The organism is Sutterella seckii (assembly GCF_009183815.1).
GTDB lineage: Bacteria > Pseudomonadota > Gammaproteobacteria > Burkholderiales > Burkholderiaceae_F > Sutterella > Sutterella seckii.
Genome location: NZ_WEHX01000020.1, coordinates 1 through 15,150 on the forward strand (window position 1 = coordinate 1; position 15,150 = coordinate 15,150).

Consider the following 15,150-nt stretch of genomic DNA (forward strand, 5'->3'; position numbering starts at 1 on the left):
GACGGACACCCTTGCCTCTGGCTGTGAGCTTGGCACTACCTCCTGCTCATCGGGACTTTCACCCTATAGAAATCGCCCATGCCGGGCACACGACAAAAGCCCCTCAGGTTCATCGCCTGAAGGGCTTTTTCTTATTGGCGGTCATAGAGCTGGGCACCGGTGCCCACTTGAAGCGAAGCATTGATCCGGCATCCCGTCCCCGCTACCACCCTTCATAGCCGGTCAAGCGGCGCGCCTCCTTTTCGGCTTCCTCTCGACTCATCCCGGCGTCGAATTCCAGAATCGCCGCCCGCTCTTCGAAGTCTTCCTGTCGAGGTGTCATCTCACCCCCTTAAAAGTTGAGGCACTCTCGTATTTGTCTTTCATTTCCGAGGTTACCCAAAACGCATAGAAGGGGCCGTGACTCATGCTTTTATACGGCGGTTTATAGAACCGAGAGGCTAGCCGCCGCGGGCCATCTTTTTTCCCATTGATCAGTAACCCGGCATCTCGAAAGGCCCGAACGACGTTTTTCCCGGAATGACCAAGTTTTCGGGCTTCCTGATCGAAAGACGCAGGGACCAGAAACATGCGAACGGGCTCCCCGTTCTTTTCCTCAAGGATTGAGTAGCCGATAAAAGGTTCGGTTTCGTTCATTACCTCGATTTGGCCCGTACCCTCATACCCAATAGCGAATTTCGAAGGGTACGCACGGAAAATAGCCAGAGGAACGCCCTTAGCATCGCCATCGCTTTCAGCTTGCTCATACTCTCGCCGCCAAGATTCGAAGCAGATGCGCGCGAACATTGACGCCGTTTCACTATCCCAAGGAAGGACGCCTAGGGCCGTAGCAATCTCCCCCGCCATAGCGACAAGGGCGAATCGCCTTCCCACGCGCCGAACTTCCTGAGGTGCGTTCGGGGCGCTTTTATCTATCCACTCTTTCAGACGGTTGGATAGTCGCCTCTTAAAGGTCTCAACCCCGCCGTTGGTTTCAATGTGTTCAATCAATCGGCGTGCGAACTCAGGGCCCGCCGTGCCATAACACTTTCGAGAGGCGGCCTCGCTGATATCCCCAACGACCTTCATCCAGTCTTCGCCGGGGGCGAGGAAGTCGCAAACTCCGTCCTTCACGTTATCGGGTACCGCCGGAATGTTTGCAAGTCTTACCTTTACACCGCCGTCAACGGGAATATTCTGTCTTGCCGCCATTTCCTCCAGCGTAAGTTCGCCGGTCGAAAGAAAGAATGCACTCCATGACATCGGGCGAGCGGCTTTCAGTGCACGATTGCCCCGGCGCTTCCCCTGCCCGTTTACGAGCATGTAAATCAGCGCGGGAAGGTTCTTTACATCCGATGCCTTTGCGGAGCCGAGTTCATCGAGAAACATAGGCCAATTGCTATGCCTGTCTGCGAAGGTCTCAATGCCTACCTCGGTGGTTTTCCATGATCCAAGTTCGCACCCCGGTTGCGTGTGATCGGCGAAGCTCCACACACTCAACCCCGCGCGCAGGCTTGAAGACTTGCCGCAACCCGTTTTCCCAATAAAGTGGAAGCCACCTTCGCAGGCGGACGCAAACTTAAGGAGCAGGGGAGCGAACGCCGCGCAGATTGCGAAGGCTATACGGCTCGACTTCGTCGCAGGCTTTGCAACACTCTTCTGCCATTCCTCAAGCGTTCCCCGCGCTTCATAAAACGGCATGAACCTGTCGCCGGTAAACAGAATCTCTTCTTCGGGCGTCCCTACTATCGTTCCATCGGGAAGAATGAGCCACTTACCGGGGGTCCCCCACCCCGTGCGCTCAATGCTGATAAGCCACTTTTCCACGGGGTGTTTCAAAAGGAATTTAATGACATCGGTATTGCCTGTCTGAGAACTGAGGGCGTCAATGTCTAGTCCGCCCTCAAGAAGAAGACGCACCACCTTTTTCCCTTCAGACAAATCGCCCTTTGAAATAACCTTGCTGTGCGTAAAACCTCTCGCATCCATCCAAGATAGCTTCAGCATCCAGTTATCCGAGTCTCGATTCACGGCGGTTGCCGCTACCCTCAGCGGCCCACAGATTCGGCGCGGTACCATCCATTCATCTTTAATGCGCTTTTCAACGTAGATACCGGGGGCCTTACGAATAAATCGCGTATTGTCATCCGCCTCAAACGACTCCGAGCCATCAGAATTTACGGCCCATTCCCTCAGGGAGCTATCTTCGGCGGAGTTGTCCTCCGCATCGATAGGATCAACATCGGGCTTTTCCGAAGAAACATTCGCCGCATCATCCTTTACAATGGTTTCCGCGTTGATAGTTTCATTCGTGGCCTTGAGCTCCCCGCTCAGGGCCTTTTCTTTTGCATGCTCAAGATCGTTCATAGCTTCCCCGTCGCAATGTAGTAGTCATTGAAGTCGGTCGGAGCGGAATTGCTCCCCGTGATCTGTCTGAATCGCGCCCTCTGCTGGTCAGAGAAAGAGGGCACAGCAACCGCCGTTCGTGCGTATTGCGCCACTTCCCGCGCTTTCTCTTCGCCGTTGCCTTTGTCACCTAAAACAATCAGCCGAACACCGAAGAACTGAAGCTTCAGCGCCTGCGCCGCGGCTTTCAGGTTCCCGCATGAACGGGCCGCCGCAACCGGGAAGCCCTTTACCTGAGAGACGCTGAGGGCCGTCGCTAGCCCTTCGGCAACGCCGATACGTTCAGGAAGCGGAGCACCCTTCCTCAAGGCTTCAGGAACCCAACAGGCCCCCGCCGCGCGTGCTTCGGGAAGCGTGTATTTGCCACCGCATTCACTGATGAATTCGATTGAACTCACCGAGGAAAAGTTCTTCCCGATGTAGAGAGGAACCATCAGCACGGGGTCCGCCATGGGACGCCCGGCACGGCTGTCCCATAAGGTACGAGGCTCATCCCTGAAGAACGCATTGAACCGGGCCTGAATCTCCGCCGCATCCATTACCCATAGCCCCGCTACAGGGCGCACACGCTTGAGCTTCAGATATCCATGACCGACGGATACAGCCGATACGGCATCAGCAAGAAGAGATTCTGCGAAGCAAGCAACCTCCGTATGCCGCCTTTGTCTCTGCTCTTCAGCCTCCTTCATTACGAGGTCTGCTTGACGCCGAAGCTTCTTCATTTCGGAGTCGGACAGCTTTTTATCCGCGTCAATGAACCAGATGGCCTGAGCTCCGCCTAACCGCCAATTCCACGCAATGCCGCCCTTTCCATCCGGGAAGACGTAAATGGTCTCACCTTCGCGCGCGCGGAATGGGCGCAAAACTCATGTGCCTTTCCGCCCTACTGCAACCTCGCGTATCGTTCGATCTGAAGCCCGCCGCCGCTCTCGGCCGGGCGATAACGAGTAAGAACAATGAACAAGATCGATCAACGCAAGAACATCCGCCGATTTATCGATGAATGGTCATCGCCCTCCAAAGGGAGAGAGATTTCGCACAATCAATCCTTTTGGATTGCCCTCATGCGGGATGTGTTCGGAGTCGCACAGCCTGAGGCGCTTTTTCAGTTCGAACGCCCTGTTCGTGGACTTGGACGCATAGATGCTCTCATGGAAGGGGCCGGAGTCCTTATCGAACAGAAAGGCCGTAACCGCTCGCTCAACGAAGCTTTGAAACAGTCAGACGGCTCCGAATTGACGCCGTACCAGCAAGGCAAGCGATACGCAGACCATCTCGGCAAGCGCCCGCGTTGGGTCATCGCCTGCAACTTTGACACCTTTGAAATTCACGATCTTTCGAAGCTCCCGGATGAAACCCCGGAAATCGTGCACCTTGCCGACTTGGAGAAAGAGTTTTACCGCCTTCAATTCCTAGTGGACGCCGCCAACGACAATACGCGCCGGGAAACGGAGCTTTCCGTTACCGCCGGTGAGCTTGTAGGCGGCATCTACGACGGTCTTTTAAAGCAGTATGGTGAGGATTCCGAAGAGATTCGCTCAAGCCTGAACAAGCTGTGCGTAAGGCTTGTTTTCTGCCTCTATGCTGAGGATGCGAGCTTATTCAACACCCCTCGACAGTTTCATGATTACCTGAAGGACCTGCGCCCCGTAGATATTCGAGGGGCCCTCCGTGATCTATTCCGCATACTCGATACACCTGAGGCAAAACGCGATCGCTATGAAGCGCCTGAACTGCTTGCCTTCCCCTATGTGAACGGCGGGCTATTCTCTGATGAGTCCATTCTGATTCCTCAATTCACCGAAGAGCTGAAAGCCTTGATACTTGCGCAAGCCTCAGAGGGCTTTAACTGGAGCGACATCAGCCCCACGATTTTTGGCGCGGTGTTTGAGTCCACCTTGAGCGCCAAAGCGCGGCGCACAGGCGGCATGCACTACACCTCCGTCGAAAACATTCAAAAGGTAATCCGCCCGCTCTTCCTTGATGCTCTTGAGGCCGAGTATGCGGAGCTCCTTCAGATCAAGCAGGCGAACAAGCGCACGCGCGAACTGCAGGCCTTTCAAACCAAGCTCGGCAACCTCAGGCTCTTCGATCCGGCTTGCGGTTCAGGCAACTTCCTCACGGAAACATATCTGAAGCTTCGAGAGCTTGAGAATCGAGTAATTCTGAGTCTCAGCGGCGGTGCTGGACAGTTTGACTTCGGCGGCGAGCATTCCCCCGTCAAGGTTCAGATCAGCCAGTTCTACGGCATCGAAATCAATGACTTCGCCGTATCAGTCGCTCAAACCGCGCTATGGATTGCCGAAAGTCAGATGCTCAAGAAGACCGAAGACATCATCGGAGCTTCCCTTGACTATTTCCCCCTCAAGTCGAATACCAATATCCGCGAGGGGAATGCGCTTCGTATGGATTGGGATGAAATATTTTCCAATAAAAACAATATAGTACCCCCCCCCGAAACAGCTCAATCTACATCATTGGCAATCCTCCTTTCGTAGGCGCACGGCTCATGAATGCCTCTCAGAAAGAGGATTTAGCTCAAGTGTTTGGGCCTAAGTGGCAGGGAGCGGGCGATCTTGACTATGTTGCCTGCTGGTTCAAACGCGCCGCCGATTTCATGAGCAGAACGCAGGCGCAAGCGTCCTTCGTTGCCACAAATTCCATCTGCCAGGGTCAACAGGTTGCGAGTCTTTGGAAGCCGCTATTAACCACCGGTGGAATGCACATCAATTTTGCGTACCGAACCTTCGTGTGGGATAGCGAAGCGACAGAGAAAGCGCACGTCTACTGCGTCATTGTAGGTTTCGGCCCCGGCGTCAATCATGGCGGCACCATCTTCGATGGCGTCAAGGGCACTCACGCCACCAACATCAACGGCTACCTGCTTAACGGGCCGAACGTGTTCATTGAGGCGCGTACTAAACCTCTCTATGACGTACCTGAAATGGGCGTCGGGAATCAGCCGATTGATGACGGAAATTATTTATTCACCGAAGAGGAAAGGCTAGCTTTCCTGAAAAAGGAACCCAACGCCGCGCCGTATTTCCATCGATGGTACGGGGCCGAAGAGTTCATCAACGGGCAAGTGCGCTATTGCTTATGGCTTGGGAACTGCTCTGCGGCGGTACTGGGGAAGCTTCCTGAGTGCATGAAACGAGTGGAGGCGGTGCGGGCCTTCCGGCTCAAGAGCAAGAGGAAACAAACCCAGCAAGCGGCCAATACCCCGCGTCGTTTCTTCATCGAGAATATGCCCAAGGGTAATTCAGTCTTGATTCCAGAAACGTCCTCCGAAAAGCGTGAGTACGTCCCGATGGGCTTTATGGGCCCAGAGTCCTTATGCAGTAATGCTGTTCGACTGATCCCCGATGCCAGCCTCTACCATTTCGGGGTGCTCACATCCTCCGCCCACATGGCATGGATGCGCGCCGTAGCGGGAAGACTGAAAAGCGATTACCGCTACTCCAACAAGATCGTCTACAACAATTTCGCGTGGCCTTCGCCCTCTGAAGACCAAGAGAAGAAGATTGAAGCTACTGCAAGGGCTATCCTCGACGCACGTTCCAAGGAAGCGGGGGCAACCATGGCGGACTTGTACCGTACGGCATCCATGCCAGACGAACTAAGGGCCGCACATAAGGCAAACGACCGCGCGGTGTTGGAGGCCTACGGCCTTTCGAAGGACTCCACCGAAGAAGAGATCGTTGCTCACCTCATGAAGCTCTATTCGGAGAAAGTAGAGGAACTCAGGCAAAAAGAGCTTGAGGAAGCAGAGCGCCTGAAGGCCGAAAAGGCCGCCGAAAGGGAGCGCAGGAAAGCCGAACGCGCGGCGACCCGTAAGACGAAGCTATAACGATCTGCTCCTTTTTGCCCTCGGCGTTTTCTCATCGGGATCGTCTGCGAAGCCGAGGGCATCAAGCTTCGCAATAAACAAGGGGTAATTTCAACCTTGGTTGTTTGCGTTGCAACACATCGAACACATTACTATACTGTTCGATATCGTGAAACATTCATCGTTATGATCAGAAGTTTTCTTCACAAAGGTCTGCAAAGTTACTTTGAAAGCGGCTCAACCGCCGGTATTCCAGCGGCACACGCTAAGAAAATAGGCCTTCGCTTGCAAATGATTGATAACGCTGAAACCATTCAACAGCTGAACCTTCAGTCTCTTCGCTTACATCAGCTAAAAGGCGATAGGGCTGGAATTTGGTCTGTTCGAGTGACAGGAAACTGGAGAATTACGTTTCGCTTTGAGGATGGCGACGCCTACATCTTGAACTATGAGGATTACCACTGATGAGCCGCATGTATAACCCACCACACCCCGGGGCCATCATTGCCGAAGAGCTTGAATGCTTAGGTCTTAGCGCCCGTGAATTTGCACGTCACATTGGCGTTGCACCTAGCTCAATCACTCGCATACTCAATGAGAAGGGACCCATAACGCCGATTATGGCTGTAAAAATTGCAAAAGCTCTAAGCGGACCAGATGCGGATATGTGGCTTCGCATGCAAGCGGACTACGACGCTTGGCAGGCGCGAAAAGCGGTCGATGTATCGTATATCCAGACGCTTACCCGTGGTTTGTCTTTAAACATCGCTCCGCAACATTCAGCCGCATAACAGAATCACGGGGGAAGCGTCTCTCCTTCGCACGCGCGCGCGAAGCATCGGGCTAATCATTGATCGACGCCGGGAGGCGGGGCGCACAGAATGAACGATTCAAGGAGTCATCCGTAAGGGAGCCGATTTTGCACGCGCATAAAAATAGGTAGGGGCGCGGTCTCGGAATGGTTTCTCAGCGACTTTTGACCCGCCCTACCCCTGTCGCCTCAATTTTGAGCAGACAGCGGCCGCATAACTACTTGATTTCTCACGTAACCTCAAAATTGAGGAGACGATCAAAGCCCCCACCGTCTGCGCATTTTTGCGCACACGGTTTCAGACCATCGCGCAATTTTGCGTAATGCTTGATTTCTAAGGTAAATCCAAAACTGGATTAACGTCGGCCGTATCTCCCCTCCGTGAGGGGAATTTTTCCCTTACGGAAGAAATCAAGCACTTATCGAGCAACTTCCTGATTTATCTCTAAACGCCAATTTTGGCGAATATTCAAACCCCGGCGCTCAACCTGCAGTCAAACCGCCAAACTCATAGGCGATTCACTACGGACAGTAAGAGAGCACATGCGACCCCCCTATGCGCCCAAAAGCCCCCAAAAGAGAAAGGTCGAAGCATTTTCTAAAAATTTAGAAAATGGCGGCAAGCAGAACCTTCGCGCGTGCGCACGGACTGTTGCAGAAAATTCGGATTCTCCTCTTTTTATGGCCTCGGCAAATTCTGCAATTTCTCGCCCATCAACTCACCGAGAAACCGGCGCGACCTTAACAAAACTTAACTTTCTGCCCCGGTATCGAACCCGAAGCCGTAACGACTGCAGGTTTCTCGCGGAAAACTTTTCATGCATGCTCGCCGTCGAAATCTTTCATATTTTCTGCCATTCGATACCCTGCATTTTCAGTGAAGATGAATCGCCGCCCGCGCCGCGTCAAATCAAGGAATCCGGGCATGCACAAAAGTTTCTCTGATAGTTTCTGAGGCCTCCTTAACTGTGCCTGAACTTTGTTTCCCTCCAGCGAACTTCAGAAACCCTCGTAGCAAGTTCAAACCGCCGGAATAAGACCATCAGGCCATCAGCGCCGAACAACATCTTTCCGTGCTTTCTCCGTGCTTTAACCCCGAAAGCGCGGCCTCGTTATCCCCATGCAAAAACAAAATTTCGCACCCTACAGCTAGCCGGATATTGAGGTTACCCCGACCCGCTAAGGGCAAGTTCGATGGGAGAACCCGCCGAAGTCATCCTCCATCGGATGAGCCCCCGGCAAACGCATATCCCGCCGGTGATTGATGCGGGCGCGCGTTGAACGCCATCGCCGCCGGGCATGCGGCCATCATCGGTAGAAAGTCACTCCGAATGAGAGATTTAGATAACTTTTTTCTGCCTATCATCGTTACATTTAGAAATACGGGTTAACCCTCATTTTTCCCCAATTTCCCACTTTTACAAAAAAAGTGGGAAGTGGAATTCACTGTGCCTCTAGGTTTCACACATTTCCCACTCGAAAAGTAATATCTGAACTTTGAGGTCGATTTTTCGAGCTACCGACGTGGGAAAAGCTAAGTTTAAAGAGCAAAAGTTATTTAGCAAGTAACATAATGTTATATTAGATATTGATAGATTCTCTCTAAAACAGATACCATTGAGCAAGAAAAAAGCCCCGCGGTTAGGCAGGGCTTCAGATTTATCACTACGGTGGTTCAGGCGCTTTCCGCCCCGACGTCACTCTTCATCGGGCCATTTGCCTTCCATGCAGTAGCGGCCCCATGCTTCCATGATTTTGAGACGCTCTTTGTCATCCTCTTCAGAGAGACCCATACGGTTATAAGCGCCGCCGAACTTATCGCCGTCAACATGGTCTAAGCAAAGTTCAGCTAACTCAGGATCAAACCTCAATCCATGCAAAGCGGCATGTTTCAACCAAGATCGGAAACATGTTCGCATTCCATGAGGAACAACCTCTCTGTTTTGTTGGGGGTCTATGAAGAGAGCCATACCTAATTGCTCTCGAGCACGATTCATTCCGCGGATCACGCTTCCCATTGTCCCTAAACCAATCGAATGCCCCTTTGATTTGGCACTTGAAAACACATACGGCTCCCCTTCGAAGCGCGGCAAGCTCATCAGCAACGACTTTGCGTAAGAAGAGAGCATGAGGGTCATGCCTGCGTCTCGCTTTGTTTTCGTCCAGTCTCTCGGCTGATGCCATATGCCTTTAGTCAGGTCAATATGCTCCCAGCGAAGCCCCAGATAAGTACCGTCGCCCTTTTCATCATGGCAGATCGAATCTTGCCGAGCGCATGTAAGGATCATGAAGGCGAGAGCTTTAGCACCCACCGTATCAAGCTTGTTCAACTGAGCCATAAACTCAGGCATGCACTCAGGCGGCAATGCCGGGTTATGACCCTTTGGCGGCCGTTTTTTCACTAGCCCTTTACAGGCAGTTGCTAACAGTGGGTCCCTCATTGAAGCGGGGCACGGGTTGCGGCTTTCGTCTCGATAGCCATGCACCGTAGCCCACGTGCATACCTTGTTCACTATCCGGCGGCAATACTGCTCCGTATCTCGCATGGCACCTAAATCTTTGTAGTGAATCAGTTCAACAACCGCCGCCCGATCAATCTCATTTACGGGTCGATCCCCAAGCACGGGATTCACCCATTTTCGAAGGGCTCCTTCGGCTTTATCGCGACCGCGTGAGTTATCAGCAAACTCCCCTTCGGCATCAGCGGCATCAAGCCACATCAAGGCAACCTCTCGAAAAGGCTTTCCCCGTCTAGCCTCTTCTTCAGCCTTACGCCTCGCTTCGGTCTTTTGAGCTCTCTCACAATCCCGCGCTTTCTTCGGGTCGATACCTTCAGCAATTTGCTGAGCGTACGTCAAGGCCTGCTTTCGAGCTTGCTCTAGCGAAACGGCGGGATAGCTACCTAAGCCCAACTTACAGCCGCGAAAGCTTTTTGTTTTCTGCTTGCGGTACACCCAAAAAGCAATTAGCCCCTGTGCTCCTCTCCGGAGAGTCAGGATTAGCCCCGGCGCATGACCATCCCCCAACTCTAGAGAATCGCGCTCGGCTTTCTTGATTGTGCTAATCGCCGCATCTATGGCTTTCACTGTGAGAATTTTGGCTTTTCTAGACATTCGAGCCCACCTGTTTTTCTGATTAGCCTCATATGGAGAGGTGCTCACAGGCTAATTTAGCTGATGTCTTTTTAGGCGGGCTCAAAAACGGGCTAAAAATTCCGCGCTTCCATGAGTTGCGGTGGGACGCGCTGAGACGCTAAAAAAGTTAATTAATTGATAAAAATGAAAAAACCATACTGCATGGGACAGTATGGGATGCCATTTTGGTCCCCAGAGAGAGACTCGAACTCTCACGGTTTTACCCGGCGGATTTTGAATCCGCTGCGTCTACCATTCCGCCATCCGGGGAGCCGGCAGAGTATGCCACATCTTCAGTCGGAAAGCTTTGTTATCTGCTGTTCCGGATCGATCTTTTTGACGCGATCGATGAGTTTTTGAATGCCTGTACCATCGGGCGCAGTCCAATCGGGCTCAAGCTCTTCCAAAGGCACCAACACAAAGAGCCTCTCATTCATGCGGGGATGCGGGAGAAGAAGCTCCTGCGTCCCGCTTCTGACGTTTTCAATCGCCAGAATGTCGATGTCGAGCGTCCTCGGCGCATTGTGCACGCCCGCAGGACGCACGCGCCCATGCGCGAGCTCAATTGTCTGCAAGAGATGAAGGAGATCGAGAGCCTCACCATCCCATTCGAGCGCCGCCGCCGCATTCACATATTCCGGACCTGAAGAGTCCACCGGAGATGTTTGATAGAAGCTGCTCCGGCGAAACGCACGAACGCCGGGGATCGCCTTAATTTCTTCTATTGCCGCTTCGAGCGCAGCTCTCGGGTCCCCGAGGTTTGCGCCGAGGCTCAGCCAGACTCCCGCCATTATTCCTGTCCTTCCCTCGCGGTGCGGCGGCGCGGACGACGACGCGAGCGGCGACGCCGTTCTCCGGAGGGCTGCGAAGCGTCTGAACCCTCTGCAACCCTGCCCCTGCGCGCCTGATCAGCCGTCTGTCTCGCCTCTGCCTGCGCTTCGCGAATCATGGCGATGCGCGTATCGTCGTCGGCGTTTGCAAATGCATCCCACCATTGCGGGAGAGATTCCGGCACCTCTCCCACCTGACTGCGCAGAAGCAGGAAGTCGTAGCCCGCCCGGTAGCGCGGATGCTGCACCACCGAATAGGGCGTCTTTCCGGTACGGCGCTCAAGCCGCCCCTGCATGAGCCAGAGGTCATGCATGTCTGCCTGGAAGCGCCTTTGAATTGAAATGGTGTGGCATTCGGTCTCAAGCACTTCAACCGCAGCCTCATGGAGCGCGGCAATGCGCGAGAGCCCTCTTGTTTCCTCGTTGTACTGCCAGCGGCGCTTCACCTGCGGCCAGAGGAGCGTGCCGAAAAGGAAGAAGGGAGAAATCTTTTTGCCGATCGCCAGCCGCTCATCCGTGCGCCTCAGGGCAAGCATCAGGAATTCCTCGCCTTCGGGCGACGAGAGCAGGTGGTCGAGCACCGGGAGGAGCGCGGCCGAGAGCCCGTCATCACGCAGACGCTTCACGCATTCCACGGCGTGGCCGCAGGTGAGGAGCTTCAGCACCTCGTCGACCAGGCGCGCCGTCGGCACGTTTTTGAGGAGCTTCGCCATGCGGGAAATCGGCTTTTCCGTTGCGGGTTCAATCTGAAACCCGAGCTTGGCGGAAATGCGCACGGCTCGGAGCATCCGGACCGGATCCTCGCGATAGCGTTCCGCGGGCTCGCCGATCATTCTGAGACGGTGCCTGGCGATGTCCTCAAAGCCATGGTGATAGTCGTAGACCTCTTCGGTCGCCGGATCGTAATACATGGCATTGATGGTGAAGTCGCGGCGAGCCGCGTCCTCCCACATTTCACCGAAGACGTTGTCGGAAATCACGCGGCCGCTGCCGTCCTTTCGGACGCCCGCACCCTCAAGCGCCCGGAAGGTCGAGCACTCAATGATTTCCTGTCCGAAGATCACATGGACGAGGCGAAAGCGCCGTCCGATGATGATGGCGCGGCGCTGGCTTCTCTTTACTTCCTCCGGCGTCGCGTCGGTCGCCACGTCAAAGTCCTTCGGCGTCACGCCGAGGAGCAGATCGCGCACGGCGCCGCCCACAATGTACGCACGATAGCCCCGGCGCTGCAGCGCTTCGCAGCAGCGCTTCGCCTGCCAGGAAACAAGCTCCGGATCAATGCCGTGCTCGGATTTCGGGATGATGCGCGGCTCGCGCACCAACGTTTCCCGGGATTCTTCCGCGCCTAAAAAAGACTTCACGCGGCTTACGATTGCGTCAAACATCGAGGTTTTATTCCTTCTTCTTGTCAAAGAGCTCTACCTGCTCCCAACCATACCTGCGCGCAGCTTCGCGAAGCTTAGGGTCAGCATTGGCGGCAACGGCTCTTCCGGCGGGTTCAAAGCCCGCCGCAAATTCTAAAAGCGGAAGATCGTTAATGGAGTCGGACCAGGCTTCCAAAGACGTGGTTTTCCCATACTGGAGCTCGAGTTTTTCGATCCACTCCCGAACAAGAAGGAGTTTCCCCTCGCCATAGGAGTCTGACCCCACGATCTCTCCGGTAAAAGCCCCGTCAGGGCGCTCCTCGGGCGTCGCCGCTGCGAGCCACCGGATGCCGAAAAGCTCCGCAATCGGTTCCGTCACGAAGCGGTGCGTGCCTGTCGCCAGAAGGAGTTCGTAGCCCGCACGGCGGCGTTCCATGAGAAGCGCAAGCGCTTCCGGGCGAATCGCCGGACGAATAATCCGGTCAATGAATTCCGCTCGCCAGGCATCAAGATCGCTTCTCTTCTCTGCCGCAAGGAGCGAAAACTGAAAGTGAATGAAGTCAAGCGGAACAAAGCTGCCCTGGCGATAGCTCTCGGCATACCCTTCAATCCGCTCATTCAGGATGTCCCGGTCAAGGCCGGCCTTCTCTACAAGCCAGTGAGACCAGGCGTCTCCGGAGTCGATCGGCAGGAGCGTATGGTCAAGGTCAAATACAGCAAGCTTCATTGAATGGGTTTAGTCAGAGTTCAGGATCTTTTTCTTCAACGCCGGACACCTTCACGGCCTCGCGGATGATCTGGAGCGTCACCCGGCGCTTGGAGTGGAGCGCAATCTGATTGGCCACATCCATAATGCGCGTGAGCGAACGCATGTCGCGCGGCAGGTGACGCGACATCCACTGCGTCATGTCGGGCGTAAGCAGAATGCCGCGCAAGGCGGCCTGACGGGAGAGCTCCCTGAAGCGGTCCTCTTCGTTCAGTGGTGCGACAAAGTAGCAGGGCCCTCCGAGAAGGCGGTTCTTCACGCCCTCGGGCAACGGGAGTTCCTTAGGCGGGAAGCGCCCGGCGCAGACGAGTCTCGCATCCGGATCTCCGTACACCGCATTCTGCAGCTGCAGAAGCTCCCGGGAATAGCCTTCGTCAAGCGCGTCAATGTCATCGACCGCATACTTTCTGACGCCCGGCTGATAAAGCGGCACGCGGAAATCCGACTCCGTAGAGCCCGGCAGAAAAGCTTCCAGAAGATGCGTGAGTCCGGCTCCCCGTGGCCCGTAGATATAGAGAAATTTCGGTCCTCTCCCGGCAGCCATGCCGCAGAGCACGGCGAGCACTTCAGTATTCTCGCCGGGTATGAAATTTGCGAAAGTCGGCCGATCCCTTCCCTGAAGTTCAGGAAGGTCAAGAAGATATTGATCCGGCGGCAGGCTTGAAGATTCCACTGGGAGGAAGAGAAAAACGAAAGGAAACGAATGAAGCGGGATGCGGAATAAGCACCAGAAGGAACCCTTCAAAGCAGCAATTCCGGCGTCTCGAGAGTGTACTTCTTTTGACCGTTCCCCACGGCCTTCCGCGATGCATCCGATACGCGTCCAAACTGCCTCTTTTCCCTGCCTTCAGGAGGCGCCTGACTTATACTTTCGCAACTCTTTTTTCCCTGATGATCTTCTCTTCGGAAAAACTCCGCAGAAACGGAACTTTTGCCGCAGAGAAAGATCGCCATTCTCTCTTGACTGAGTGATTCCATGAGCCAGCTTTCCTATGCCGCCGCCGGCGTTTCCATTGACAACGGCGATGAACTTGTCGAACGCATCAAGCCCGCTGCCAAGCGCACCCTGATTCCCGGCGTGCTCGGCTCCATCGGCGGCTTCGGCGCTCTCTTTGAGGTGAGCCGCGAATACCGCAACCCCGTGCTCGTTACCGGCACGGACGGCGTGGGCACCAAGCTGATGCTCGCCTTCCAGCTCGGCCGTCACGACACGGTCGGCCAGGACCTCGTGGCGATGAGCGTGAACGACATCCTCGTTCAGGGCGCCAAGAGCCTCTTCTTCCTCGACTACTACGCCTGCGGCAAGCTCGATGTGGATATCGCCGAGCGCGTCGTTAAGGGCGTCGCCAAGGGCTGCGAACTCGCCGGCTGCGCCTTGATCGGCGGCGAAACCGCTGAAATGCCCGGCATGTACCCGGAAGGCGAATACGACCTCGCAGGCTTCGCCGTCGGCGTTGTCGAAAAGGACGAAATCATTGACGGCACGACGATCCGCCCGGGCGACGTCGTCCTCGGCCTCGCCTCGAGCGGCCCGCACTCGAACGGCTTCTCGCTCCTTCGCAAGGTGGTTGAAGTCGCCAAGGCCGACTGGGATATACCCTTTGACGGCGCTACGCTCGCCGACCGCGCCATGGCTCCGACCCGCATCTACGTGAAGCAGGTTCTCAACGTCATGAAGCAGGTGAAGATCAAGGGCATGGCCCACATCACAGGCGGCGGCCTCATCGAAAACGTGCCCCGCGTTCTGCCCGAAGGCACCCAGTGCCGCATCGACGGCAAGTCCTGGACGCGTCCGGCCATCTTTGAGTGGCTCGAGGAAAAGGGCAACATTGACCGTCACGAGATGTACCGCGTCTTCAATAACGGCATCGGCATGGTCGTCATTGTTGCGGCCGAGGATGCCGACCGCGCTATGAAGGCCTTTGAAGCTGAGGGCGAAAAGGTCTTCCGCATCGGCACGATCGAAACGCTGCCTGAGGGCGAAGCCCCCTGCATCGTGAAGTAAATCAAAGTTCAGATCGTCAAAAAGCT

Annotated in this window: 13 protein-coding genes and 1 tRNA gene; 6 read left to right on the forward strand and 8 right to left on the reverse strand. The window is 55.0% G+C overall.

Features of this window, described 5'->3' with window-relative positions; genetic code table 11:
- Positions 1-318: 318 nt before the first annotated feature.
- Positions 319-2,346 (reverse strand): DUF927 domain-containing protein, encoded by a 2,028-nt coding sequence (locus tag GBM95_RS04795; protein ID WP_152158047.1) that lies wholly within the window; start codon positions 2,344-2,346, stop codon positions 319-321.
- Positions 2,343-3,248, reverse strand: a complete 906-nt coding sequence (locus tag GBM95_RS04800; RefSeq protein ID WP_152158048.1) for a toprim domain-containing protein — start codon at positions 3,246-3,248, stop codon at positions 2,343-2,345. Before GBM95_RS04800 ends, GBM95_RS04795 begins: the two co-directional genes overlap by 4 nt.
- Before the next feature lie 93 nt (positions 3,249-3,341).
- Here GBM95_RS04800 and GBM95_RS12285 point away from each other — a divergent pair, with 93 nt between their 5' ends.
- The 5 genes from GBM95_RS12285 (at position 3,342) to GBM95_RS04820 (ending at position 7,970) form a co-directional block, all read left to right on the forward strand.
- Positions 3,342-4,883, forward strand: a complete 1,542-nt coding sequence (locus tag GBM95_RS12285) for a class I SAM-dependent DNA methyltransferase (protein WP_193222574.1) — start codon at positions 3,342-3,344, stop codon at positions 4,881-4,883.
- A gap of 11 nt (positions 4,884-4,894) precedes the next feature.
- A complete protein-coding gene (locus tag GBM95_RS12290) occupies positions 4,895-6,235 on the forward strand; it encodes a type IIL restriction-modification enzyme MmeI (RefSeq protein ID WP_193222575.1) in 1,341 nt (446 codons plus the stop codon).
- A 165-nt stretch (positions 6,236-6,400) separates the two neighbouring features.
- On the forward strand, positions 6,401-6,679 hold the full coding sequence (locus tag GBM95_RS04810; protein WP_152158049.1) for a type II toxin-antitoxin system RelE/ParE family toxin: 279 nt from the start codon (positions 6,401-6,403) through the stop codon (positions 6,677-6,679).
- Positions 6,679-7,005, forward strand: coding sequence for a HigA family addiction module antitoxin (locus GBM95_RS04815; RefSeq protein WP_152158050.1), 327 nt, complete (start codon positions 6,679-6,681; stop codon positions 7,003-7,005). Before GBM95_RS04810 ends, GBM95_RS04815 begins: the two co-directional genes overlap by 1 nt.
- Before the next feature lie 563 nt (positions 7,006-7,568).
- Complete coding sequence (locus tag GBM95_RS04820) at positions 7,569-7,970, forward strand: hypothetical protein (RefSeq protein WP_152158051.1); 402 nt, start codon at positions 7,569-7,571, stop codon at positions 7,968-7,970.
- Between the two features lie 752 nt (positions 7,971-8,722).
- Here GBM95_RS04820 and GBM95_RS04825 read toward each other — a convergent pair.
- The 6 genes from GBM95_RS04825 to GBM95_RS04850 form a co-directional block, all read right to left on the reverse strand.
- The gene (locus tag GBM95_RS04825; RefSeq protein ID WP_152158052.1) at positions 8,723-10,138 is read right to left on the reverse strand and encodes a tyrosine-type recombinase/integrase; all 1,416 of its coding nucleotides are present in this window, start codon (positions 10,136-10,138) and stop codon (positions 8,723-8,725) included.
- A 207-nt stretch (positions 10,139-10,345) separates the two neighbouring features.
- A tRNA-Leu gene (locus tag GBM95_RS04830) sits at positions 10,346-10,429 on the reverse strand.
- Between the two features lie 23 nt (positions 10,430-10,452).
- Positions 10,453-10,950 carry a 2-amino-4-hydroxy-6-hydroxymethyldihydropteridine diphosphokinase gene (gene folK, locus GBM95_RS04835; RefSeq protein ID WP_152158053.1) on the reverse strand — a complete coding sequence of 166 codons (498 nt, stop codon included), beginning with the start codon at positions 10,948-10,950 and terminating at the stop codon, positions 10,453-10,455.
- Positions 10,950-12,374, reverse strand: a complete 1,425-nt coding sequence (gene pcnB, locus GBM95_RS04840) for a polynucleotide adenylyltransferase PcnB (protein WP_152158054.1) — start codon at positions 12,372-12,374, stop codon at positions 10,950-10,952. The genes folK and pcnB overlap by 1 nt, the downstream gene beginning before the upstream one ends.
- A 7-nt stretch (positions 12,375-12,381) precedes the next feature.
- Positions 12,382-13,080: an HAD family hydrolase gene (locus GBM95_RS04845; RefSeq protein WP_152158055.1), complete on the reverse strand. Its 699-nt coding sequence runs from the start codon at positions 13,078-13,080 to the stop codon at positions 12,382-12,384.
- A 13-nt stretch (positions 13,081-13,093) separates the two neighbouring features.
- The gene (locus GBM95_RS04850; protein ID WP_226963163.1) at positions 13,094-13,684 is read right to left on the reverse strand and encodes an HdaA/DnaA family protein; all 591 of its coding nucleotides are present in this window, start codon (positions 13,682-13,684) and stop codon (positions 13,094-13,096) included.
- A gap of 411 nt (positions 13,685-14,095) precedes the next feature.
- Here GBM95_RS04850 and purM point away from each other — a divergent pair, with 411 nt between their 5' ends.
- A complete protein-coding gene (purM, locus tag GBM95_RS04855) occupies positions 14,096-15,124 on the forward strand; it encodes a phosphoribosylformylglycinamidine cyclo-ligase (protein ID WP_152158057.1) in 1,029 nt (342 codons plus the stop codon).
- The last annotated feature ends 26 nt before the right edge of the window (positions 15,125-15,150 follow it).

Bases quoted from the DNA above. Each gene is read 5' to 3' on its own strand.
- GBM95_RS04845 (WP_152158055.1), bottom strand. From the start codon at position 13,080: ATGAAGCTTGCTGTATTTGACCTTGACCATACGCTCCTGCCGATCGAC.
- GBM95_RS12290 (WP_193222575.1), top strand. From the start codon at position 4,895: ATGAATGCCTCTCAGAAAGAGGATTTAGCTCAAGTGTTTGGGCCTAAG.
- folK (WP_152158053.1), bottom strand. From the start codon at position 10,950: ATGGCGGGAGTCTGGCTGAGCCTCGGCGCAAACCTCGGGGACCCGAGA.
- pcnB (WP_152158054.1), bottom strand. From the start codon at position 12,374: ATGTTTGACGCAATCGTAAGCCGCGTGAAGTCTTTTTTAGGCGCGGAA.
- purM (WP_152158057.1), top strand. From the start codon at position 14,096: ATGAGCCAGCTTTCCTATGCCGCCGCCGGCGTTTCCATTGACAACGGC.
- GBM95_RS04795 (WP_152158047.1), bottom strand. From the start codon at position 2,346: ATGAACGATCTTGAGCATGCAAAAGAAAAGGCCCTGAGCGGGGAGCTC.
- GBM95_RS04825 (WP_152158052.1), bottom strand. From the start codon at position 10,138: ATGTCTAGAAAAGCCAAAATTCTCACAGTGAAAGCCATAGATGCGGCG.
- GBM95_RS04815 (WP_152158050.1), top strand. From the start codon at position 6,679: ATGAGCCGCATGTATAACCCACCACACCCCGGGGCCATCATTGCCGAA.
- GBM95_RS04810 (WP_152158049.1), top strand. From the start codon at position 6,401: ATGATCAGAAGTTTTCTTCACAAAGGTCTGCAAAGTTACTTTGAAAGC.
- GBM95_RS12285 (WP_193222574.1), top strand. From the start codon at position 3,342: ATGAACAAGATCGATCAACGCAAGAACATCCGCCGATTTATCGATGAA.
- GBM95_RS04820 (WP_152158051.1), top strand. From the start codon at position 7,569: ATGCGACCCCCCTATGCGCCCAAAAGCCCCCAAAAGAGAAAGGTCGAA.